We start from the raw sequence: 22,007 nt of genomic DNA, 5'->3' as shown, positions 1-22,007 counted from the left end.
ATCGGTTCGACCCCGATCACCGGTATCTGTGTTTAAGTCTTAGTTTTTATAACTAAGGCTTTTTTGTTATTTGTATTAATTTATATAATTTAAAACAGTTTTGTTTAATATAGTATATTGTGATAGAATGAAAGCGTATTATAAAAAACTATTTAAACAATGAGGTGATAATTATGAGTACAATTAGTCATTATAAAGAAGTAGATATTAATAAAAAGAATCCTCTCCTTTCACAAATTAGAACGACTGTTGAAACAGCATTTTATGGCAACAATTTTGAAAGAGTAACAGATATTTCAAAAGCATATTATTTAGCAAAAAATTGTCCTAGTACAATTGTGACAGATGTTCCAATAAAGCATACCCAAGAATTAGGGTTACCAGTAGATTCTAAAATGTTAGTAAATAATCATGGAAAAATTGTTGGAAGAACAGCAGCTGCACGACATATTATTGGGCATTTAGGAGAAGATACTAACGAATTAGCAGGAGTTCTTAGAGATGCAATTTTTGAAGCTAGTGACAGAAAATTCTATAAGACAGAAGTTTATGTAGGATTAGATGAAGATTTTATGTTAAAATCACACCTTGCTGTCCCAAAAGGTTATGAATTTAATATGTTATCATATATGCTAAATTTTCAACCAGTAACTTCAGAATATGAAAAAATGTATCAAGCTTCTCATAAATATGAAGAAGGAGACATTTTTATTTATGCTGATCCTGAATTTAAAGATGAAAACTATCCTAATGGCCTAGTAATAATTGATGCCGAACATAATGTAGCTGCAATATTAGGTTTAAGATATTTTGGAGAACTAAAAAAAGCGACATTAACATTAGCTTGGGCAATAGCTCATAGACATGGATACACAGCTTCACATGGTGGAGAAAAAGTATTTAGATTTGACGACAAAGATGATAAAGTTTTTGCATTCTATGGACTATCTGGCTCAGGAAAATCGACATTAACTCATGCTAAACATGGTGGCAAATATGATATTGATGTTCTTCATGATGACGCTTTTGTAATTTCAAGAATAAATGGAAGTTCAGTTGCATTAGAACCAGCCTATTTTGATAAGACTAATGATTATATGCCTGGTTCAAAAGAAGCAAGCTACTTTACCACAGTTATGAATGTAGGTGTAACGTTAAATGAGGAAAATAAGCGAGTTTTAGTAACTGAAGATTTACGTAATGGAAATGGTCGTACAATTAAGTCAAGATATGCTTCATTGAATAGGGTGGATAAAGAAAATGCACCTATAGATTCTATTTTTTGGATTATGAAAGATGATAGTCTTCCACCTGTTGTTAAGTTAGATAATCCGACGTTAGCAGCAACTTTTGGAATAACATTAGCTACTAAGAGATCAACAGCAGAAAATGTAGTAAATGCTGATAGAAATTCTCTTGTAATTGAGCCTTTTGCTAATCCATTTCGTGCATATCCATTAGCCGAAGATTATCGTGACTTTAAAGAGTTATTTGAAAAACGTAATGTATCTGGTTATATAGTGAATACAGCATCTTATAATGGTGTGGATATTGATAAAGAGATAACTTTACAAATTTTAGAAGATATAGCTAATGAAAAAGTTAATTGGGAAAAATTTGGTTCTTTAGATGGAATGTATTACTTACCATTTGAAAAATATCCAGTTGATTTTAAAGATAAGAGTTACACTGAGAAATTGAAGAGAAGATTAGAAATTAGACTGGAATGGATTGAAAAGTATGAGGGAAACCATCCTGATAATCCATTACCAGCTGAAATAAAAGATTGTTTAAGTAATTTAATTAATGAATTAAATTAAACAATAACGGATAAAATTCTCTAGATGGTCTTTTTGGTAGTTTTTTCCCCTTTTTTTTGTTACTATGTAAATAATAGTAGTCGGAAAGGCAGGCAGAGCTTTTATGGAAATGGAAAAAATAAATGAAAATACTATTCGTGTAGTATTAGATGATGAAGATTTAACAGCTCGGGGAATAAAATTCTTGGATCTGCTAGGAAACCAGAAAGAGATTGAAAGTTTCTTTTATGAAATTTTAGATGAAGTAGATGTTGAACATGAGTTTAGGGAAAATGATGCAGTAACATTTCAATTAGTACCTAATAAAGAAAGTGGTCTAGAGATATTTATCACTAAAGTAAATCCTGATGATATCACAGATCAAGATGGAGAAAAAGAAACTGAAAATGAGAATGAAACTGTAGAAGACACAGAGGATGTAAAAAAGGATATAGATTCCTCTAGTGATGAGTTGTTGAATTTAATTAAAAATAGTATCGAAAATTCACGGAATATTGCTGAAAATAGAGATTATAGTCGTAGATCTAAAATAGATGATGACGAGGTTATTCAGTATTTAAATGACGATACAAAAAAGAAATATGTGTTTGTAGTAGAATTTTCAACATTTGAAGATTTTGTTCAATTAGCGCATGTTTTAAGAATTGAAGGTGGAGTTTCTAACTTGTATTCTTACCAAGAAAAATACTACCTTGAATTGGTATTGTTTGATGATAACTATTCTGAAGAATCTGCAAAGGATTTAATTTCACTCTCTTTTGAATATGGAAAGAATTCTAAGATTTCTCCGATTCTTTTAAAAGAAAGAGGAAAATTAGTGATGGGGCAGACAGCGTTAGAGTTAGCTCGGTATTATTTTAAATAAGTTAAATAAAATCCCTTTCTTGCGTATTTTCACGTAGGAGGGGATTTTTTGATATATGCTAAAGATGAAAAAAATAATATTGTAGAAGCAAATATGGCTAAAAAAGGAAGAAAATATTATTGTTCAGGCTGCCATGGGCAAGTGATATTGAGATGTGGAAAATTAAGAGTTAGTCATTTTGCACATAAAAAGCATGCTTGTGATATTTTTTCCGAAGGTGAAACATTAGAACATTTAAGAGGAAAGAAATTATTAATGACATGGTTAAGAAAAGAAGGAAAGAATCCACAAATAGAAGCATATTTGACTTCATTACATCAAAGACCTGATATTTTGTGTAATAATAAAGCTTTTGAGTTTCAATGTTCGCCAATATCTGTAGAAAGAATGAGTGAAAGATCTAAAGGATATATAAGTGAAGGCTATGATTTCTTTTGGTTTTTAGGCAAGAGGCATTTGATCAGAAAGAGATTAACACAACAAATAGCACAATTTATACGATGGCATAAAAATCTAGGATTCTACTTAATTTATATTAATGTAGAACAAAGAAATATGGAGGTTTATTACCATATTCAACAAGCTGACTTTTTACCAGTCCGCTTTTATAGAAAAAAAGTAAATAGCTGGAAGGAATTACAAGATTTCTTTAAGCAAAATAGAATAAAGAATTATAATTTATTGTCTATATCAGAGAGAAAACGACAAAAAAATTGTTTTTATAGAAATTGTTTGCAATCGACGAATAAATTTAAAAAGTTACAAGTAATATGTTATACCCATGGATATATACTACAAGAAATATACGAAGAAATTTCAAGCGAAAAATATACTTATCCAATTTACAAGGAATATATATTCACTAAAAAAATGTACGAAAAGTTGAATTTAAAAGATATAGAACTCTATTATCAATTACCATTCATCAATTTTAGTAACATTGATTAAATAAAAGGTAAGTTAAAAAATTTGAAAAAACATATATTTTCTTTTAATATTTATGTATGAGATGAATACATCAAATAAAAGAAAAGAAGTGAATTTTATGTCTGAAAAGAAAGCAAAAAGATTACTTCAGAGAAATGAAGTTCCAGAAGAATTAACGTGGGATTTAACAAAAGTATTTAAAAGTGATGAAGAGTTTGAAAAGGAATACCAAACTGTAAAAGATGAGGTACAGAACTTCAGAAAATTACAAGGTACAATGGATCAAGGTAGTCAAAGATTTTTACAAATCATTGAAAATTTCTTAAGTATTAATAGGAAATTTGAAAAAGTTTATGTATATGCAAGTATGAGAAATGATCAAGATACTACAAACGCTAAGTATCAAGGATATAATGAAATGGTTGATGCATTAGCTGCTGAATTTTCAGAATCTATATCCTGGTTCGAACCTGAGTTACTAGAATTAGATGAAGATAAATTAAAGCAATATTTTGTAGAAAAAAAAGAATTAAAACAGTATGAACATTTAATTGAGAGTATGTTGGTCATGAGAAAGCATACGCTTGATAAAAAAAGTGAGTCTTTATTAGCTGGAGCTAGTGATATCTTTGGGACATCGCAAAATGTTTTTGGCATTTTAAACAACGCAGATCTAAAGTTTCCAATAGTAAAAGATGATAATGGTGATGATATTCAATTATCGCATGGTGTTTATGGAAAATTAATAGAATCTACAAATAGGAAAGTTAGAAAAGCTGCATTCAAGGGATTATACAGTGTTTATGACCAATTTAAGCATACAATGGCGACAACATTAATTGGAAATGTTAAGGTGCATAACTTTAAAGCAAGAGTTCGTAATTATAAAGATGCTAGAGAAGCTGCCACAACATCTAATCATATTCCAACAGAAGTCTATGATGTATTACTGGAACAAGTACACAAAAATCTTCCATTATTACATCGCTATGTAAAGCTTAGAAAGAAAATATTAGGTGTCGATGAACTCCATATGTATGATATGTATACACCGTTAACTGAAGATAGTAAGCTTACTTATAATTATATTCAAGCGCAAATTGAAGCAAAAAAGGCACTTGAAGTATTGGGAATGGATTATTTAACGCACGTTAGTGAAGCATTTGAAAATCGTTGGATAGATGTAGTTGAAAATAAAGGAAAGAGAAGTGGAGCATATTCATCAGGAGTTTATGATACTCCGCCATATATCTTATTAAATTGGCAAGATAATTTAGAAAATCTTTTTACCTTGGTACATGAGATGGGACATAGTATGCATAGTTATTACACTAGTCATAATCAACCCTATCAGTATGGAGATTACCCAATATTTTTGGCAGAAATAGCTTCAACTACTAATGAAAATATTTTGACGGATTATCTATTAAAGAATAACGATGAAAAAGAGATATTAATCTATATTTTAAATCATTATTTAGATGGATTTAAAGGTACGGTATATCGTCAAACACAATTTGCAGAATTTGAAAAATGGATTCATGAACAGAATTCAAAAGGAGTACCACTAACTGCTAAATCAATTTCTGAATATTACTTAGAATTAAATAAGAAATATTATGGCAATGATGTAGTAAGCGATCCTGAGATAGCTTTAGAGTGGGCTAGAATTCCGCATTTTTATTATAATTTCTATGTTTATCAATATGCGACAGGATTTGCAGCAGCAACTACTTTAGCTGAAAATATTTTATCTGGCGATGAAAATAAATTAAACAAATATTTAACTTACTTAAAAGCTGGTAGTAGTAAATATCCATTGGAAGTCATGAAAGATGCAGGTGTGGATATGACAGATTCTTCATATTTGGAGAAAGCATTTAAAGTTTTTGAAGAAAGATTAAATCAATTAGAGACATTATTGTCAGAAAAATAAATATAAATAAAAAAGATTGGAGATCATTAATTTAATGATTACCAATCTTTTTTTGTTATAGTATCAATTGAACGTAAATAAGAATTAGTTTAACAAAGTTTCATAATAGATGTTCCACTACTATTTTGTTGTCTCTGTGAGAGTAAGACTTTCTTTATTTCATCTAATGATTCACAACCAGAAAAAGAATACGCAGAATTATTATTAGCTGAGCAATCATAAACAACAATTGTAGGATGTTCAGTTACATTCATTTCGGTAGCTAATTCTTGATCTTGTTTAAAAGCTTCTATTGCTAATTTAGAATGTCTATCTTGTTCAAAAATATCCCAATCTAACCCACTTTTTTGTGCAGCTAATTTAATGGTTTCAAAATTATAATCTTTTTGATCATTAACTACAAGTTGTTGCACATTTAGCAAGAAATTCCGTCCTTTCTTCTTTCCTTGAAAAGAGGCAGCTTTAAAATCTATAGATGAATGATAAATATTCTCAGATAGTCTATTACGTATATCAACATTATTTAGTGGAATATTCATGCGACACATAACATCATTAATAGTTTTGAAATTCATTAAAGGAACAAAATTGAAGTTAATTTTTTCATTCAATGAATCACCTAATTTTAATATGTTTTGTTCAGTATGGTAGCATGTACTACCTAATGGGTTAATAAATAGATACATATCTAACACATTGGTTGCCTCCTAAAACCTTCGCTCTATTCAAGTATACTTTAACTAAAAATAAATGAAATTTCAAAGATTTTGTTTTTTCGTCTTTACATATCCTTTACAAAAGCACCCAAGGCTCTTTACATTAACTAGATATAATTAAATTGAGCAAATGGGAGGACAATATAATGAAAAAAATAAAAATTCTTATAGGAAGTTTATTAATTGCAACCTTGATGACAGGATGTGCAAGTAAAAAAAACAATAATATAACTATTGTTGGTTCAACAGCAATGCAACCAATGATAGAAATGGCAGCAGAAGAATTCCAACATCATTCTAAAGTAAGAATAACTGTTCAAGGTGGAGGCTCAGGAACAGGCCTAAGTCAGGTACAAGCAGGAGCCGTAGCTATTGGAAATTCAGATATTTTCGCACAGCAACAACCAGGAATTAAAGCTGAAAAATTACAAGATAATAAAGTAGCTGTTGTTGGTATTGCACCTGTAGTTAATAAGAAAGTAGGTATAGATAATTTATCTATGGAGCAATTAAAAGGAATTTTTACAGGTAAATATACTAACTGGAAACAGGTTGGAGGAAAGAATCAAAAAATCATTGTAATTAATCGTGCTCAGGGAAGTGGAACAAGAAAAGCATTTGAAAGCGACGTATTAAAAGGTGAAAGTGCTATTAAAGCACAAGAACAAGATTCAAGTGGAACAGTACAAAAAATGATAGCTGCTACACCGGGATCTATAAGTTATTTAGCTTTTCCTTATTTGAATAAAGATGTTCAAAAATTAAGTATAGATAATGTAAAACCTAATGCAAAAAATGTTGAAAATAATGATTGGAAAATTTGGGCATATGAACATATGTATACAAAGAAAAAGGTAGATAAAAAAGTTAAGAAATTTATTGATTATATTTATACAAAAGAAGTTCAACAAAATCTAGTTAAAACTTTAGGCTACATTACAATTCATGATATGAAAGTTCAGAAAGATGAGAACGGAAATATTGAAGAAATTCAGAAATGAGGAAACTTATATGAGAGATGAAATTAGAGAAAAAATTCAGAAAAATTCAAAAGCAACTTATCAAGAAATATTTGGAAAGTTGCTAGTATCAATAAGTATTATTATCATTTTGCTGATTGTAAGTGCAATCTTTGGCTTTATTTTTTCAAAAGGAATTGCAACATTTACGGAAAATAATGCTCAAGTTAAAGATTTTTTTACAGGTACTAATTGGAATCCAAGTATGAATGAAAAAGGACATCCGCAAGTAGGAGCATTACCAATGATTTTGGGATCATTTGGTGTAACTTTACTGGCTGCAATTTTTGTAACACCTTTTGCTATAGGAACGGCTTTGTATATAACAGAATTGGCTTCAAAGAAGATGAAGAAAATTTTACAGATCGTTATTGAATTATTAGTAGGAATTCCATCAGTAGTTTATGGATTTATCGGATTAAACGTGGTTGTTCCTTTTATCAGAGAAAATTTTGGTGGTACGGGATACGGTATTTTAGCTGGAGCAGTAGTTTTGTTTGTAATGATTTTACCGACAGTTACTTCATTAACAGTCGACAGTTTAAAAGCAGTACCTAAGCATTATCGTTCTGCTTCATTGGCTTTAGGTGCTACTCCATGGCAAACAATGTTTCATGTGACTTTAAAAGCTGCTACTTCGGGTATTTTAACAGCAATAGTTTTTGGAATGGCACGAGCTTTTGGTGAAGCATTAGCGGTTCAAATGGTTATAGGAAATGCATCATTAATGCCAACTAGCTTATTGAATCCAGCATCGACTTTAACTAGTGTTTTAACTATGGGAATTGGGAATACTGTAATGGGTACAGTTGGAAATAATGCTTTATGGTCTTTAGCTTTAGTGTTATTAGCAATGTCTTTGATTTTTAATTTAATTGTTCGATTGATTGGAAGAAAGGATATTAAGTAATGAAAAATACAAAGTTTCAAAATAATGTTGCAATGGCGATAATAAAGCTAATTGCTGCTATGGTTGTACTAATATTAGTTTTCTTACTAGGAAAAATTCTAATCTCAGGAGTACCACATATTTCTTGGAAGTTCTTAGTAACACCTTCAAAGGCATTTACAGCAGGTGGGGGAATTAGCGTCCAAATATTTAATTCTTTTTATTTATTGATATTAACGTTATTAATATCGTTTCCTATATCATTGGGTGCAGGAATATACTTAGCTAAATACGCAGCAAAAAATAAAATAACATCGCTAATTAGAATGGTGATAGAAATTTTAAGCTCGTTACCATCAGTAGTTGTTGGGCTATTCGTATTTTTAGTTTGCGTGGTCCAAATGCAAATAGGATTTTCAATATTAGCAGGAGCTATTGCTTTAACGTTCTTTAATTTACCACTACTAACAAGAAATATAGAAGAGTCTATTAAAGCTGTCCCTAATCTACAATTAGAAGGTGGATTAGCATTAGGATTATCTAAGTGGAAAACTATCACTAAAATAATTCTGCCTGAAGCTTTGCCGGGAATTATCACAGGCGTTATCTTGAGTGCTGGGAGAGTTTTTGGTGAAGCAGCTGCACTTATTTATACAGCAGGTCAAAGTGCGCCAGCTGTTGATTTTACTAATTGGAATATTTTTGATGAAACTAGTCCGTTAAACTTGATGCGTCCAGCTGAGACACTAGCCGTTCACATTTGGAAAATTAATTCAGAAGGAATTATGCCAGATGCAAACGCAATTTCAGCAGGAACTTCAGCAGTTTTAATTATTGCAATTTTGATATTTAATTTATCAGCTCGATACTTAGGTAATTATTTATATCGTAAATTAACATCAGCGAGGTAAAAATATGGAATATAATTTAAAAGATAAATATATTTTGCAGTTAAATGAAAAAGAAAAGGCATTAGAAACAAGGGATTTGAACATCTTTTATGGAGAAAAACAAGCTTTATTTGATGGAAATTTACAATTTGAAAGATATAAAATTACTTCTTTAATCGGTGCTTCAGGATCTGGAAAATCAACTTTTTTACGCTCTTTAAATCGTATGAATGAAGGAGTAGCAGATGTTAAGGGAAGTATCTTATATCGAGGAATCGACATAAATTCTCCTAAAATAAATGTTTATGAGATGAGAAAATATATTGGAATGGTTTTTCAAAGACCAAATCCTTTTTCAAAATCAATATATGAAAATATAACTTTTGCATTAAAAGAAAACGGAATAAAAGATAAAGAAAAGCTAGCTGAAATAGTAGAAACAAGTTTGAAACAAGCTGCTTTATGGGATGAAGTTAAAGATGATTTAAATAAGAGTGCACTAGCTTTATCTGGGGGACAACAACAAAGATTGTGTATTGCTAGAGCTATTGCGATGAAACCTGATATTTTACTATTAGATGAGCCTGCAAGTGCATTAGATCCGATATCAACAGCTAAAATAGAGGAAACATTATTAGAATTAAAGGAAAAATATACTTTGATAATTGTAACTCATAATATGCAACAAGCTTCAAGAATTAGTGATTACACAGTATTTTTCCATTTAGGAAATGTCATTGAATATAACAAAACAAAGAATATTTTTACAAATCCTAAAATAAAATTGACAGAAGATTACATTTCAGGAAACTTTGGATAGGTGAACTTTATGGAAAAAATAATAACAACTAAAGATGTACATTTATATTATGGAAGTAAGGAAGCTCTTAAGGGAATAACTTTGGACTTTCCAGATAAGGGAATACATGCATTAATTGGGCCATCTGGTTGTGGGAAATCAACGTACTTAAGAACTTTAAATAGAATGAATGATATGATAGAAAATGTAAAAATAGAAGGCGAATTTAAATTTAAGAATCAAGATATATATGATGAAAAAATAGATTTGGTTGAATTAAGAAAGAAAATAGGTATGGTTTTCCAACAACCTAATCCTTTTCCATTTTCTATTTACGATAATGTTACTTATGGATTAAGGATGGCTGGTATAAAAGATAAGAGAATTTTGGATGAAAAAGTAGAAACAAGTTTGAAACAAGCTGCAATTTGGGAAGAAGTAAAGGATAATTTAAATAAAAATGCCTTGGCTTTATCCGGAGGACAACAGCAAAGAATCTGTATTGCTAGGGTACTTGCTGTAGCTCCAGAGGTTATTTTACTAGATGAGCCAACAAGTGCGCTTGATCCGATTTCAACAGAAAAAATAGAAGAGATGTTACTAACCCTTAGAGATAATTATACATGTATTATGGTAACACATAATATGCAACAAGCTTCAAGAATATCAGATACAACGTCTTTCTTTTTAAGTGGTAATTTAGTTGAGAGTAATAAAACTAAAAAGATATTTTTAAATCCAGATAAAGAACAAACAGCTGACTATTTAAGTGGAAAATTTGGATAAGGAGAATTATTAATGAATAGAAAATTTTTAGGACAGTTAAAGATTGTGCATCAAGATTTTATTGAAATGGGATTAGAAGCTGCAGAAGCAATAAAGTTAGCAACGGAAGCTTTCGAAAATCACGACTTAGAATTGGCTAATAAAGTTATCGAACATGATGAGGTAATTAATAATTTAGAAATAAAATTGGAAAAAAAGACTAGTCAGTTAATTGCTTTGCAGCAACCTGTTGCGACAAATTTAAGAAAAGTAATAGCGATTTTAAAAGCTAGTTCTGATGTAGAAAGAATTGGAGATCATGCGGTAGATGTTGCCAAGGCAGTAAGAAATATCAATGTTAAAAGAAGAAATGTTGAAATTGAATCTTTGATAAGAGAAGTTAGTGAACAAACGCAAGAAAATTTAGTAAAGATAGTAAGTATGTTTGCTAAGTTTGATGAAAAAGGCGCCGTTGAGATTGCTAAAAAGAATCAGGAAAAGAGAGAAAAAATTAATGAGATCAGGAAACTATCAATTAATGCAATAAAAGAAGATGCAAACTTTGCAGAAGAAGGTATAGATTATTTAAGTATTATTGCACATATTAAAAGAATAAATGATTATATAACAAACTTAGCAGAGTGGATAGTTTATGAAGAAGAAGGAAAAATTACAGAATTAACGTTCTAATAATCATAATTTAAGTAAAAATAATGAAAAAAGCTTAATTATTTGGTAATTTATGTCGAAAGTATGTTAAAATAAAGACGTACTCAGAAGAGTAATTAAGATGTAATTTTTAGGAGGCTGTTTTTAATGTCAGTATTCGTAAACGGTAACGCAATCTTTAACGCAGCTCGTCAAGGTCACTATGCTGTTGGTGCGTTCAACACAAATAATTTGGAATGGACACGTGCTATTCTTAAGGCTGCTCAAGAAACTAACACACCTGTATTGATCCAAGTATCAATGGGTGCTGCTAAGTACATGGGTGACTACAAGTTAGTTAAGAAGTTAGTTGAAGAAGAAATACGTGTAATGAACATCACTGTTCCTGTTATTATGCACTTAGACCATGGTAACTATGAAGCTGCTAAGGAATGTATCGAAGCAGGCTACTCATCAGTTATGTTTGATGGTCATGATTTGCCATTTGAAGAAAACTTAGAAAAGACAGCAGAAATCGTTAAATTAGCACATGCTAAAGGTATCTCTGTTGAAGCTGAAGTTGGTTCTATCGGTGGTGAAGAAGACGGAATCGTTGGTGAAGGTGAATTAGCTAGCGTTGAAGAAGCTAAGCAAATTGCTGCTTTAGGCGTTGATTACTTAGCTTGCGGTATCGGTAACATTCACGGACCATACCCAGAAAACTGGAAAGGTCTACACTTTGATCGCTTACAAGAAATTGCAGATGCAATCGATACACCATTAGTATTACACGGTGGTTCTGGTATTCCTCAAGAACAAATCGAAAAAGCTATCAAGATGGGTATTTCTAAAGTTAACATCAACACAGAAAACCAACTTGCATTTGCTGCTGCAACACGTAAGTACATCGAAGCTGGTAAAGACCAAGAAGGTAAGGGTTATGACCCTCGTAAGTTACTTGCTCCTGGTTCAGAAGCTATCGTTGACACAGTTAAGGAAATCATTGGCTGGTTAGGTACACCAGAAGTTAAATAATCTTATTTACTTTTTTAAAGAGTCGTTTATACGGCTCTTTTTTTATATGCTTTTTTATATATTATTGAATTATTATAAATACTATGTTATAATTTTTCTAAATTAATAAGAGGGGATGGACAATTTGGATAGCACAAAACAAAAGAGTATTACTTTGGCACAAAAGATTAACGTATTGAGAGCAGCAGTTATGGGTGCTAATGATGGTATCATTTCTGTTGCTGGCATTGTTTTAGGTGTTGCTGGTGCTGCTAGTTCATCATTTGCTATCTTAATATCTGGATTAGCTGGAATGTTAGCTGGAACAATATCTATGGCTATGGGTGAATATGTTTCGGTTCATTCTCAGAGCGATGCAGAAGTGGCAGCTGTTGTGAGAGAAAAGAAAATATTAGATACTGATTATCAAAAAGAATTTTTATTTATAAAAAATAAGTTACTAAAAGCTGGAATTTCAGAAGAATTATCTCACAAGGCGACTAAAGAAATGATGGACAGGGATCCATTAAAGTCTATTGTCAGAGAAAAATATGGTTTTGAGTTAAATGAAAAAACTAATCCTTATGCAGCAGCAATTGCTTCGATGATTTCTTTTCCACTGGGAGCAACATTGCCGTTACTATCAATTTTAATTTTCCCAGTTCAATATCGTATTTTTGGAACTATGTTAGCAGTGATAATATCTCTAGTATTTACAGGATATTTTGCAGCACAATTGAGCCATTCTAGCAAATTACATGGAACTATTAGAAATGTTATTTCTGGTATGCTGACAATGATAGTAACATATTTTATCGGTGTAATGTTTAGCTTATAGTAAAGTGAGTGACAAAAATGTTAAATAAGAGAAAAAAGAAAGCGACAATGGAAGAAAAAATGAATGTATTGAGAGCAGGAGTATTAGGTTCTAATGATGGTATTTTAACCGTAGTTGGAGTTCTTTTTAGTGTAGGTGCTGCTACTTCCAATAGATTTACTATTTTGATTGCAGGTTTAGCTGACTTGGTAGCATGTGCTTTGTCTATGTCAGCTGGTGAATATGCATCTGTAAGTGTTCAAAGAGATACCGAAAAATCAGCTGTTGAAGAAGAGGCTACAAATCTTAAAAATAACTACTCAGAACAAATTAATATTGTTAAACAATATTATCAAAATAAAGGAGTATCTTTGCAAACAGCAAATTTGATTGCCAAGCAATTAATGGAGAAGGAAGATAGAGTTGCTACTTTAGTTAATATTAAACATGGAATTAATATGGGACAGTATTTGAATCCATGGATGGCAGCTTGGTCATCGATGTTTTCTGCAGCATTGGGTGGTTTATTTCCTTTAGTAGCAATGACTTATGCTCCTAGCAATAGTAGATGGTTGGCTACGATTTTAGCAGTAATAATTTCTGTTGGGTTGACAGGAATGATTAGTGCTAAACTAGGAAAGAGTAATATTAAATATGCAGTGTTAAGAAATATAGTTGTTGGAATTATAACAATGGCGATTCACTATTATGTTGGACAATTAATTTAAAAAAGATGTCATAATCAATTATCAGTAAAGATTTTTGATTATGACATCTTTTATTTTTTATAGTAAGAATCTATTAATTTTTGAGAAACAAGTTTGCATATAACAGCTCTAATGGCAAATTTTTCAGTTAATTCTAACGTATTAGATGTGTCAATGAAGTTGTAAGAAGAATTTTCGATATTATGTAAAGTATCATTAAATAGATTTGCAAAAGAATTATATGCTTGCTCTACAGATTGTTCTTTTAAAATTTCATTAATGCAGTTCTTTACTACTTCTAGTGGATAGATAGTTTTTAGAAGAGAAATTACTAAAAGCTCAGCAATATGACTAGCATCGTACTTTTTTTTCTCAGGTCTTTGCATCAATCCTTTTTTTACATAACTATTAATCATGGAAGGTGTTAATTCTGAATCGCTTAAATCTTTTAAATATCTGTTACCGAGACTTACAAGTTGATCCATATATACTTGAAAATCAGGAAATTCTTTCCACATAGGGAGATAAATATCATTAAATTGTATCAACGATAATTTGAGTTCATCATTTATTCTACTAGACATAGATAATCCTCCTTTTACTATATTATAGCATAAATATATGATGAATAAATTTCTGCTATATATAGACTTAAAGTCTAGATTATATGGAAATTTAATGCATATGATGGTATCATAATCTATGAGGTGATGTATAATGACTAGAAAAATGCAAATAAAAAATGAAATATGGAGTGCAATAACTCATGGAATTGGAATTATCCTCAGTATTCTAGGGATGGTTTTATTAATTTTAAAGGGGATAGATACTAATTCAATAACACTTTTTTCATATATAGTGTATACATGCTCACTAGTTTTATTGTATTTATTTTCTACGCTTTTTCATTGCTTGTATTTTACGAAAGCTAAGAGAGTTTTCCAAATTTTTGATCACTGTTCAATATTTTTATTGATAGCAGGTACTTATACGCCGTATTGCATGTTGGCGATAAAAGGTGTAAAAGGATTGATATTAATGATAATGATTTGGTTAATGTCAATACTAGGTATTCTATATCATATTTTAGCTTCTAAAAGAAAACAGGTATTTGAAACAATTATTTTTGTAGTAATGGGTTGGCTTTGTATACTAGGGGCGAAAGAATTATTTTTATCACTAGGCAAGATAGGATTAGGTTTACTAGTTGCAGGTGGAATAACTTTTACACTTGGAGCACTGGTATATAGTATTCCTAAGATAAAATATGCACATGTTTTTTGGCATATTTTTGTAATGTTAGGATCAATATTAATGTTTATTTCGATATATTGTTATATTTAAAATTAAAATAATAAGAAAAATATTAAATTAAATCACTGAAAACGCTTGCTATAAATTAATTTAAATGCTATCCTTAACTTAGGAATAGGAATTTTCTATGGAGGAAAGGGTGAGCATTATGTCAGTGAGTCAATTGAGCAAAGTACAAAATGAAGCATTAGATAATTTTGTAGAAAATTTTGACATTATCAATGCTTTAGCTGATAGGAATAGGCAAAAAATAATTGTGTTGCTATTTGGTAACCTAGAATCTGGCATGACTGTAACAGCCATTACAAATAATATGAGCATAACACAGCCTGCAGTTTCGCATCATCTCAAGATATTAAGAGATTCTGGAATAGTGGCGTATCGTAAAGATGGTCTGCAGAGTTATTACTATTTAACTTTACAAGAACCATTGGAAAAGTTAGAGAATATTTCAAGAAATTTAAGATTAGAGTTAGAAGAATAGATTTTATAAAGCTAATTACGTATTATATATTAAGCGACTACCTTAGTTATAAAAGTAATTAGTTTTTTTTGTGTTAAAATAATTGTACATCATGAAAATGGAGGTTTATCTAGTGGGTAAATTTTATGCTGTAAAAAAGGGAAGGAAAACTGGAATTTTCACTACTTGGGCAGAATGTCAAAAACAAGTATCTGGCTTTCCAAAAGCGGAGTTCAAAAGTTTCATTAGTAAGCAAGAAGCAGATAATTGGTTGAAAGAAATTAAAAGTAGTAATGAAAATAGAAGAAAGAGTTATAGTGTTATTGTCTATACGGATGGTGGTTCTAGAAATCATGGAAATAAAAAAGGAGAGCATGTAAAGAAAAACGATAAAGCTGCATGGGCATATCTAATAAAATATCAAGGTTCAATAATTAGTGATACTGATGGAGAATATGGAAGTACTAATAATAGGATGGAAATCATGGCTTTAAAGAAGGCATTATTGGATTTGAAACAACGAGAGTTACAAAATGAAAAAATTTTGGTAGTTCTTGATTCAAAATATGTTTTAGATGCTATTACTAAGCGATGGTTACAATCGTGGGAGAAAAATGGTTGGAAAACTTCTGCGGGAACTGGTGTTAAGAATAAGGAATTATGGATGGAAATTAGCAGATTATTGCCAGAATTTCCAAATTTAGATTATCAATGGACAAAGGGACATGCCAATGATGAAGGAAATAATTTAGTTGATGAGTTGTTAAATAAAACTATGGATCAAATGGATTAGCCTGTTATGCTAATGTTTTTATCTTGATAAGATATCTGTATATGTTATAATTATTCTTGCATATACGGGGATGTTTAGGATTCGACAGGTATAGGTCGAGCTTAAATTGCGTTTGGTAGGTTGCGGCTACCTAAAAACGCTCAGTTAAAATATAACTGCAAAAAATAACAATAACTCTTACGCTTTAGCTGCTTAGTCAGTTTTAGTGTAGATCTTAGCTAGTATTACCTACGTGCTAGGTGAGGTCATATAATTTAGTAGGTTACGTTTACTTTTGCGGCGTGAGAAAGTAAAAAGAGATTTTCATGCTAGTTAGTGACGTTTGCCCTGACATATGGCGCTGTTGCTGATGAATTTTAAATAGTATGTCTATGAACGTAGAGGTTTAGGTGGCGATATGCTTGGACGCGGGTTCGATTCCCGCCATCTCCATATAACTTTCTTATATCAAAGTTTTGACGATTAGATATCGTTGAAATATCATCAAGGTACTGAATTAGATTTTTTAAAGTCATTTCAGTGCCTTTTTTGACATCTAAATTTATCCATAATATTTAGACTTGAATTTTGATCACTCTAGCATGTATGAATATTTTTAAGTGTTATAGGCAAGTTATAGAAAATAACACAAATAGCAGAACTACGTTTAAATAAACTATATTGATAAAATAGAGATATTTTTATATCTATTTGGATAACGCTTTCAATTTATATGATTTAATATTATAATGAAGAGGTAAAGGTATTAAGAATATAGGTGGTAAATAGAAATTATGAAGAATTAATACTTTTTATTTGAAATTTGAAAAAATATTAAACTTATATATATCAATTGAAGTTTAATAATATGAATGATATTCTTAATATATTAAGTATTTTGGAGGGGTGTTGCATGTTTTTAACATTTGGTCAATTGGCAGGTTTAATTGCTGCACTTGCATTTTTAGTATTAGTGATATATTTATGTCGAGTTTTAGCACGTTTGACAAGTACAGTATCTGAGTTGACAAAGAGCATAAAAACTTTGACAGAGGATGCTGATGATATTTCAGAAAAAATTGAAGACTTATTAGTGAAGACTAATAGTTTAATGGATGATGTTAATCAAAAATCATCAAAATTAGATCCATTATTTCAAGCAACATCTGATTTAGGTGAAAGTGTTTCGGATTTAAATCAAGCAAGTAGAAATTTTGTTGAAAATATGGGGAATTCAACTCATGGTCTTGTAAAAACTTCAACAATGTTGAAAAATGGATTAAGAGCAATTAAGCTTATTAACAAATTACGCAAAAAATAATATGATGTGAGGAGGACTTTTTATGGGAAAAAAATTATTGATAGGTTTAGGTGTAGCCGGTGTTGCTTTCTATGCTAGCAAGAAGTTGTCGGGAAAATATTTAGAGAAGGCAGCATCTAAATTGGATGATATTGTAGCCGAAGGTCAAGAAACTGCATTGAAATATCGCGAATATTTATTAGATTATTTAGATGAAGATGATAAATTAGAAAAACTAAATAAAAAAGTTTTACAAGCTAAAGATTTGGTTGATAAAGATTCGGTTACAGAAGCTTTAAGTAATTTAAAAAGTTCAACAAGCAATTTAAAAGATAAACTTATGGAAAAAGAAGATTCTTTAGATAATGATGAAGATCTTCAAGATGATATTGTAATTGATCAAAGATCTGCTTTTGGAAAAATGAAAGAAAAAACAGAGTTGGAAAATCCAACAGTTGTATTTTATCCAGATGGAACATCTGAAACGAAGTAATTATAATAAAAACCACTCAAATAAAATAATTGAGTGGTTTTTATTATAATTATTGTTTAATGTTATTATCTTATGATAAAGGAATTATTTGAAGTTCTTTGCTAGTGTGAGTGAATGGTTTAACACCATTATCTGTAACGTAAACACAATCTTCAATTCTAACTCCAGCATAATTAGGAATATAAATACCTGGTTCAATAGAGAAACACATACCTGGAACTAATTCCATTTTGTTTCCTTCCATAATAGATGGAAATTCGTGTTCGCTTTGTCCCATACCATGTCCAAGACGATGGATGAAATATTCACCATAACCAGCTTTTGTAATAACATCTCTAGCAATCTTATCTAATTCTTCAGCTGTCATACCAGGTTTTGCAGCATTTTGTGCAGTTAATTGAGCTTCTAAACAAACATTATAGATATCTTTTAATTTGTCATCGATTTCGCCAAATGCTACAGTTCGTGAAGCATCTGAAATATATCCTTTATATACAGTACCTAAATCAAAGAGAGTTAGTTCATTAGGCTTAATAGTATCTTCTTTTGGAGCGCCATGAGGATCAGCTGCATTAGCACCGCTTTGAATAATTGTATCAAAGCTCATATGCATGACGCCTTTTTTCTTTAATTCATACTCAATTTCAGCAGCTACAGCTTGTTCAGTTTTATTAGTGCTTAATGCATCAAATCCAACTTTGAAGGCATAATCAGCCCATTTTCCCGCTTCAAGAAGTAGGTTGATTTCATCTTCATTTTTAATTGATCGTTGTTTGTTGATAAAAGGAGAAATATTTTCAACAAATTTAGCTTCTGGAAAATTTCTTAGTATAGCTTCTGATTTTGCTACTGTTAAATTATCTTTTTCAATAGCCCATTTTTTAGGATTTCCAGCTAATGCATTAATGTGTGATTTAATAAGTGCGAATGCATCTTCATGATCTAAATAGCCAAAAACAGGATATTCCCATCCACTTTCCTTTACAGAACCAACTTCAAGTGCTGGGGCAAAGATAAAAGGATCTTTATCTGGAAAAATGAATAAAGCTAAAATTCGTTCGATAGGATCACTATCAAAACCTGTGTAATAACGTATGTTATGGAAATCACTTATATAAGCAATATCTAAATTGTTATTAGCTAACCATTCTTGTACTTCTTCAATATGTTTCATAATAACTCATCTCCTAGTAAGTTAATTATAGCACATGTATTAGAAAGAAAAAATTTAATATAAAATAAGCAATTATGAAAACAAATGGAAAAGAATAAATTAATAAAATTATGAAACGCTTGCAATTTTATAACTTCTTTGATAATCTATAATAGGATTATGAAAATAAAAATGAAAACAAATGCGAGGATGAAAGAAGAATGGAAAAACAAACAATTACAATTTATGATGTTGCTAGAGAAGCAGATGTTTCTATGGCTACAGTTTCTAGGGTAGTAAATGGTAATCCTAATGTAAAACCTGCTACTAGAAAAAAAGTTTTAGAAGTCATTGATAGACTTGACTATCGTCCTAATGCAGTTGCTAGAGGATTGGCAAGTAAGAAAACAACAACTGTTGGAGTTATTATTCCAGACGTTACTAATGTCTATTTCTCTTCACTTGCTAGAGGTATTGATGATGTAGCTTCCATGTATAAATACAACATAATTTTGGCTAATTCAGATGCTAATGAACAAAAAGAATTGCAAGTGTTAAATACTTTATTAGCCAAACAAGTTGACGGTATTATTTTCATGGGAAATAAGATTACTGATGAACTTCGTAAGCAAATTGATAAAACCAAGACACCTGTAGTATTGGCTGGTTCTTTAGATGATAAAGAAGAATTTGAAAGTGTTCATATTAATTATGTAGATGCTGTAGAAGAAGCAGTTTCCGATTTAATTAATCATGGTAATGATAAAATTGCTTTCATTTCTGGACCATTGTCAGAACCAATTAATAGTAAATATAGATTACAAGGTTATAAAAATGCTTTATCTAAAAATGGAATTGCCTATAATGAAGAATTAGTTTTTGAAACAGATTATAGTTACCATTCAGGTGAAATTTTATGGCCAGCTTTACAATCAGTTGGGGCAACTGCAGCTTATGTAGGTGATGATGAATTAGCTGTTGGTGTATTAAATGGTGCGCAAGATGCAGGTGCTAAGGTTCCAACTGACTTTGAAATTGTAACAAGTAATAATTCTAAATTAACTGAACTAGTAAGACCTAAGTTATCATCCATTACTCAGCCATTGTATGATATCGGTGCGGTATCCATGCGTTTCTTAACTAAGATGATGAACAAAGAAGAAACAACAGCTGATGAAAAAACTATTGAACTACCTTATGGTTATATCAAGCGTGGATCAACAAAATAGTTAGAAGTTATAGAAGCTAATCGAGTATATCTTGATTAGTTTTTTTAATATTTAATTAGAAATAGCTAGCTAGATGATCTGAAAGGAAATTTTAAAAAGTGAAAATAAAATCAGAAAAATATTTATACTTATCAATTTTTATTATGATATTGCTATTTATAAGTTCATCTATGACGTATAAAGAGCAATCTTCTGTACCATTTTTACAAAAATATCTTACATCTCAACCATTCAAGGATATTTTAAGTCAAGTTTCATTTTCATATGGACATTCTGTAATATCTATTAAAGAAGTTGGATATTATAAATTTGTTGAATTTTTTATCCGCAAATTGGCACACTTTTCCACTTATTTTGTTATGGGGTTAGGATTTTATATGACATTAAAGGATAATTTAAAGAAATGGCAAGCAACATTTTTCTCGTATTTGGCAGCAGTTGGCTATGCAGGAATTGATGAATTTCATCAAATGATTACTGGAGATAGAACGCCTTCTTTTGAAGATGTTATGTTGGATGGAATAGGTGCTTTAACAGGAATTATAATCACGATGGTTATATTATATTTTTTTAGAAGAAAAAAATAATATTATAAATATACTTTGATTGATAGTTAATAAATTATTTGCTATAATTTGAAATGGCTTATTGCCTAAATTAATGAATTTATATAATCGGAAAGAGGTTTTAGAAATGTCAGGACATTCAAAATGGCATAACATCCAAGGCCGCAAAAACGCCCAAGATGCTAAACGTGGAAAAATTTTCCAAAAAATATCACGAGAAATCTATATGGCTGCAAAGAGTGGTGGTCCTGACCCAGATGGAAACCCACAATTACGCCTAATTATGGATAAAGCTCGTGCAGCTAACATGCCAAAGGATAACATTAAACGTGCTATCGATAAGGCAACTGGTACTGGTGGTGCTGATTATGAAGAAATTACATATGAAGGTTACGGTCCAGCTGGTGTAGCTATCTTAGTACATGCTTTAACTGATAATCGTAATAGAACTGCTTCTGCTGTACGTGCTGATTTTAATAGAAATGGCGGTAACTTAGGTGAAACAGGTTCAGTTAGCTTTATGTTCGATCGTAAGGGTTACATTGCTATTGCGCGAGAAGATTTAGACGTTGATGAAGATCAAATGTTTGAAGATGTTATTGAAGCAGGTGGAGAAGATTTACAAACTTCAGATGAAGTATTTGAAATTTATACTGATCCTAAGGCATTTGCGGATGTACGTGATGAATTACAAAAGAAATACGATTTAGCAACAGCTGAATTAACAATGGTTCCTCAAAATACAGTACCCGTTCCTGCTGATAAAGTAGAACAATTACAAAGATTAATTGATAGATTAGAAGATGAAGATGATGTGTCAGAAGTATACACATCTGCTGATTTCCCTGAAGATTAATAATTATTTAAAAAGATACTAGTAGATAATTTTATTGCTGGTATCTTTT

Annotated in this window: 24 protein-coding genes and 1 other RNA gene; 22 read left to right on the top strand and 3 right to left on the bottom strand. The window is 30.6% G+C overall.

What is annotated here, in order from left to right; all coding sequences use genetic code 11:
- Positions 1–173: 173 nt before the first annotated feature.
- From FC55_RS08370 to pepF, 4 genes are all read left to right on the top strand, one after another.
- On the top strand, positions 174–1,820 hold the full coding sequence (locus tag FC55_RS08370) for a phosphoenolpyruvate carboxykinase (ATP) (protein WP_004563830.1): 1,647 nt from the start codon (positions 174–176) through the stop codon (positions 1,818–1,820).
- Positions 1,821–1,923: 103 nt separating this feature from the next.
- The gene (locus FC55_RS08365) at positions 1,924–2,685 is read left to right on the top strand and encodes an adaptor protein MecA (RefSeq protein ID WP_004563829.1); all 762 of its coding nucleotides are present in this window, start codon (positions 1,924–1,926) and stop codon (positions 2,683–2,685) included.
- A gap of 48 nt (positions 2,686–2,733) precedes the next feature.
- Complete coding sequence (locus FC55_RS08360; protein ID WP_004563828.1) at positions 2,734–3,633, top strand: competence protein CoiA; 900 nt, start codon at positions 2,734–2,736, stop codon at positions 3,631–3,633.
- A 97-nt stretch (positions 3,634–3,730) separates the two neighbouring features.
- Positions 3,731–5,548: an oligoendopeptidase F gene (pepF, locus tag FC55_RS08355; protein WP_011475734.1), complete on the top strand. Its 1,818-nt coding sequence runs from the start codon at positions 3,731–3,733 to the stop codon at positions 5,546–5,548.
- Between the two features lie 89 nt (positions 5,549–5,637).
- On the opposite strand, the gene FC55_RS08350 is transcribed toward pepF, so the two are convergent.
- Positions 5,638–6,234, bottom strand: a complete 597-nt coding sequence (locus FC55_RS08350; protein ID WP_162853479.1) for a ClpXP adapter SpxH family protein — start codon at positions 6,232–6,234, stop codon at positions 5,638–5,640.
- A gap of 176 nt (positions 6,235–6,410) precedes the next feature.
- Between FC55_RS08350 and FC55_RS08345 the strand changes: the two genes are divergently transcribed.
- From FC55_RS08345 to FC55_RS08305, 9 genes are all read left to right on the top strand, one after another.
- Positions 6,411–7,265 carry a phosphate ABC transporter substrate-binding protein gene (locus FC55_RS08345; protein WP_003701554.1) on the top strand — a complete coding sequence of 285 codons (855 nt, stop codon included), beginning with the start codon at positions 6,411–6,413 and terminating at the stop codon, positions 7,263–7,265.
- A gap of 10 nt (positions 7,266–7,275) precedes the next feature.
- Complete coding sequence (gene pstC, locus FC55_RS08340) at positions 7,276–8,193, top strand: phosphate ABC transporter permease subunit PstC (protein WP_003702917.1); 918 nt, start codon at positions 7,276–7,278, stop codon at positions 8,191–8,193.
- The gene (gene pstA / locus FC55_RS08335; protein WP_003701551.1) at positions 8,193–9,083 is read left to right on the top strand and encodes a phosphate ABC transporter permease PstA; all 891 of its coding nucleotides are present in this window, start codon (positions 8,193–8,195) and stop codon (positions 9,081–9,083) included. Before pstC ends, pstA begins: the two co-directional genes overlap by 1 nt.
- Before the next feature lie 4 nt (positions 9,084–9,087).
- Positions 9,088–9,882 (top strand): phosphate ABC transporter ATP-binding protein PstB, encoded by a 795-nt coding sequence (gene pstB / locus FC55_RS08330; protein ID WP_003701550.1) that lies wholly within the window; start codon positions 9,088–9,090, stop codon positions 9,880–9,882.
- 9 nt (positions 9,883–9,891) lie between these two features.
- The gene (gene pstB, locus FC55_RS08325) at positions 9,892–10,647 is read left to right on the top strand and encodes a phosphate ABC transporter ATP-binding protein PstB (protein ID WP_003705789.1); all 756 of its coding nucleotides are present in this window, start codon (positions 9,892–9,894) and stop codon (positions 10,645–10,647) included.
- Between the two features lie 12 nt (positions 10,648–10,659).
- On the top strand, positions 10,660–11,316 hold the full coding sequence (phoU, locus tag FC55_RS08320; RefSeq protein WP_003701547.1) for a phosphate signaling complex protein PhoU: 657 nt from the start codon (positions 10,660–10,662) through the stop codon (positions 11,314–11,316).
- 126 nt (positions 11,317–11,442) lie between these two features.
- Positions 11,443–12,309 carry a class II fructose-1,6-bisphosphate aldolase gene (gene fba, locus FC55_RS08315; RefSeq protein ID WP_003701546.1) on the top strand — a complete coding sequence of 289 codons (867 nt, stop codon included), beginning with the start codon at positions 11,443–11,445 and terminating at the stop codon, positions 12,307–12,309.
- A 115-nt stretch (positions 12,310–12,424) separates the two neighbouring features.
- Complete coding sequence (locus FC55_RS08310) at positions 12,425–13,126, top strand: VIT1/CCC1 transporter family protein (RefSeq protein WP_003701545.1); 702 nt, start codon at positions 12,425–12,427, stop codon at positions 13,124–13,126.
- 17 nt (positions 13,127–13,143) lie between these two features.
- Positions 13,144–13,833, top strand: coding sequence for a VIT1/CCC1 transporter family protein (locus FC55_RS08305; RefSeq protein ID WP_003701544.1), 690 nt, complete (start codon positions 13,144–13,146; stop codon positions 13,831–13,833).
- Positions 13,834–13,883: 50 nt separating this feature from the next.
- Here FC55_RS08305 and FC55_RS08300 read toward each other — a convergent pair whose 3' ends face one another.
- The gene (locus FC55_RS08300) at positions 13,884–14,396 is read right to left on the bottom strand and encodes a DUF1836 domain-containing protein (protein WP_003701542.1); all 513 of its coding nucleotides are present in this window, start codon (positions 14,394–14,396) and stop codon (positions 13,884–13,886) included.
- Positions 14,397–14,529: 133 nt separating this feature from the next.
- Here FC55_RS08300 and trhA point away from each other — a divergent pair, with 133 nt between their 5' ends.
- The 6 genes from trhA to FC55_RS08275 all read left to right on the top strand — a co-directional run bounded on the left by trhA (position 14,530) and on the right by FC55_RS08275 (position 18,154).
- Complete coding sequence (gene trhA, locus FC55_RS08295; protein WP_003701541.1) at positions 14,530–15,156, top strand: PAQR family membrane homeostasis protein TrhA; 627 nt, start codon at positions 14,530–14,532, stop codon at positions 15,154–15,156.
- A 118-nt stretch (positions 15,157–15,274) separates the two neighbouring features.
- Positions 15,275–15,610, top strand: a complete 336-nt coding sequence (locus FC55_RS08290; RefSeq protein WP_003709751.1) for an ArsR/SmtB family transcription factor — start codon at positions 15,275–15,277, stop codon at positions 15,608–15,610.
- Between the two features lie 112 nt (positions 15,611–15,722).
- A complete protein-coding gene (locus FC55_RS08285; RefSeq protein ID WP_003705796.1) occupies positions 15,723–16,382 on the top strand; it encodes a ribonuclease H family protein in 660 nt (219 codons plus the stop codon).
- A 66-nt stretch (positions 16,383–16,448) separates the two neighbouring features.
- Positions 16,449–16,817: a transfer-messenger RNA gene (ssrA, locus tag FC55_RS09790) on the top strand.
- Positions 16,818–17,274: 457 nt separating this feature from the next.
- A complete protein-coding gene (locus FC55_RS08280) occupies positions 17,275–17,682 on the top strand; it encodes a DUF948 domain-containing protein (protein ID WP_003702923.1) in 408 nt (135 codons plus the stop codon).
- A gap of 22 nt (positions 17,683–17,704) precedes the next feature.
- On the top strand, positions 17,705–18,154 hold the full coding sequence (locus tag FC55_RS08275; protein WP_003701537.1) for a hypothetical protein: 450 nt from the start codon (positions 17,705–17,707) through the stop codon (positions 18,152–18,154).
- A gap of 70 nt (positions 18,155–18,224) precedes the next feature.
- Here the strand turns inward: FC55_RS08275 and FC55_RS08270 are convergent, their stop codons facing one another.
- Positions 18,225–19,328: a M24 family metallopeptidase gene (locus FC55_RS08270; protein ID WP_003701536.1), complete on the bottom strand. Its 1,104-nt coding sequence runs from the start codon at positions 19,326–19,328 to the stop codon at positions 18,225–18,227.
- Between the two features lie 200 nt (positions 19,329–19,528).
- Between FC55_RS08270 and ccpA the strand changes: the two genes are divergently transcribed.
- From ccpA to FC55_RS08255, 3 genes are all read left to right on the top strand, one after another.
- A complete protein-coding gene (ccpA, locus tag FC55_RS08265) occupies positions 19,529–20,536 on the top strand; it encodes a catabolite control protein A (RefSeq protein WP_003701535.1) in 1,008 nt (335 codons plus the stop codon).
- 98 nt (positions 20,537–20,634) lie between these two features.
- The gene (locus FC55_RS08260) at positions 20,635–21,123 is read left to right on the top strand and encodes a VanZ family protein (protein ID WP_003701534.1); all 489 of its coding nucleotides are present in this window, start codon (positions 20,635–20,637) and stop codon (positions 21,121–21,123) included.
- Between the two features lie 106 nt (positions 21,124–21,229).
- Positions 21,230–21,958, top strand: coding sequence for a YebC/PmpR family DNA-binding transcriptional regulator (locus FC55_RS08255; protein WP_003702892.1), 729 nt, complete (start codon positions 21,230–21,232; stop codon positions 21,956–21,958).
- Positions 21,959–22,007: the final 49 nt, after the last annotated feature.

Origin of the sequence: Ligilactobacillus salivarius DSM 20555 = ATCC 11741 (assembly GCF_001435955.1) — a bacterium.
Taxonomy (GTDB): domain Bacteria; phylum Bacillota; class Bacilli; order Lactobacillales; family Lactobacillaceae; genus Ligilactobacillus; species Ligilactobacillus salivarius.
This window is presented reverse-complemented; position numbering and strand designations above follow the sequence as displayed.

What these genes read in the sequence shown, in the direction of transcription:
- FC55_RS08370 (WP_004563830.1), top strand. Translation starts at nt 174, where the DNA reads ATGAGTACAATTAGTCATTATAAAGAAGTAGATATTAATAAAAAGAAT.
- FC55_RS08365 (WP_004563829.1), top strand. Translation starts at nt 1,924, where the DNA reads ATGGAAATGGAAAAAATAAATGAAAATACTATTCGTGTAGTATTAGAT.
- pepF (WP_011475734.1), top strand. Translation starts at nt 3,731, where the DNA reads ATGTCTGAAAAGAAAGCAAAAAGATTACTTCAGAGAAATGAAGTTCCA.
- FC55_RS08350 (WP_162853479.1), bottom strand. Translation starts at nt 6,234, where the DNA reads ATGTATCTATTTATTAACCCATTAGGTAGTACATGCTACCATACTGAA.
- FC55_RS08345 (WP_003701554.1), top strand. Translation starts at nt 6,411, where the DNA reads ATGAAAAAAATAAAAATTCTTATAGGAAGTTTATTAATTGCAACCTTG.
- pstC (WP_003702917.1), top strand. Translation starts at nt 7,276, where the DNA reads ATGAGAGATGAAATTAGAGAAAAAATTCAGAAAAATTCAAAAGCAACT.
- pstA (WP_003701551.1), top strand. Translation starts at nt 8,193, where the DNA reads ATGAAAAATACAAAGTTTCAAAATAATGTTGCAATGGCGATAATAAAG.
- pstB (WP_003701550.1), top strand. Translation starts at nt 9,088, where the DNA reads ATGGAATATAATTTAAAAGATAAATATATTTTGCAGTTAAATGAAAAA.
- pstB (WP_003705789.1), top strand. Translation starts at nt 9,892, where the DNA reads ATGGAAAAAATAATAACAACTAAAGATGTACATTTATATTATGGAAGT.
- phoU (WP_003701547.1), top strand. Translation starts at nt 10,660, where the DNA reads ATGAATAGAAAATTTTTAGGACAGTTAAAGATTGTGCATCAAGATTTT.
- fba (WP_003701546.1), top strand. Translation starts at nt 11,443, where the DNA reads ATGTCAGTATTCGTAAACGGTAACGCAATCTTTAACGCAGCTCGTCAA.
- FC55_RS08310 (WP_003701545.1), top strand. Translation starts at nt 12,425, where the DNA reads ATGGACAATTTGGATAGCACAAAACAAAAGAGTATTACTTTGGCACAA.
- FC55_RS08305 (WP_003701544.1), top strand. Translation starts at nt 13,144, where the DNA reads ATGTTAAATAAGAGAAAAAAGAAAGCGACAATGGAAGAAAAAATGAAT.
- FC55_RS08300 (WP_003701542.1), bottom strand. Translation starts at nt 14,396, where the DNA reads ATGTCTAGTAGAATAAATGATGAACTCAAATTATCGTTGATACAATTT.
- trhA (WP_003701541.1), top strand. Translation starts at nt 14,530, where the DNA reads ATGACTAGAAAAATGCAAATAAAAAATGAAATATGGAGTGCAATAACT.
- FC55_RS08290 (WP_003709751.1), top strand. Translation starts at nt 15,275, where the DNA reads ATGTCAGTGAGTCAATTGAGCAAAGTACAAAATGAAGCATTAGATAAT.
- FC55_RS08280 (WP_003702923.1), top strand. Translation starts at nt 17,275, where the DNA reads ATGTTTTTAACATTTGGTCAATTGGCAGGTTTAATTGCTGCACTTGCA.
- FC55_RS08275 (WP_003701537.1), top strand. Translation starts at nt 17,705, where the DNA reads ATGGGAAAAAAATTATTGATAGGTTTAGGTGTAGCCGGTGTTGCTTTC.
- FC55_RS08270 (WP_003701536.1), bottom strand. Translation starts at nt 19,328, where the DNA reads ATGAAACATATTGAAGAAGTACAAGAATGGTTAGCTAATAACAATTTA.
- ccpA (WP_003701535.1), top strand. Translation starts at nt 19,529, where the DNA reads ATGGAAAAACAAACAATTACAATTTATGATGTTGCTAGAGAAGCAGAT.
- FC55_RS08255 (WP_003702892.1), top strand. Translation starts at nt 21,230, where the DNA reads ATGTCAGGACATTCAAAATGGCATAACATCCAAGGCCGCAAAAACGCC.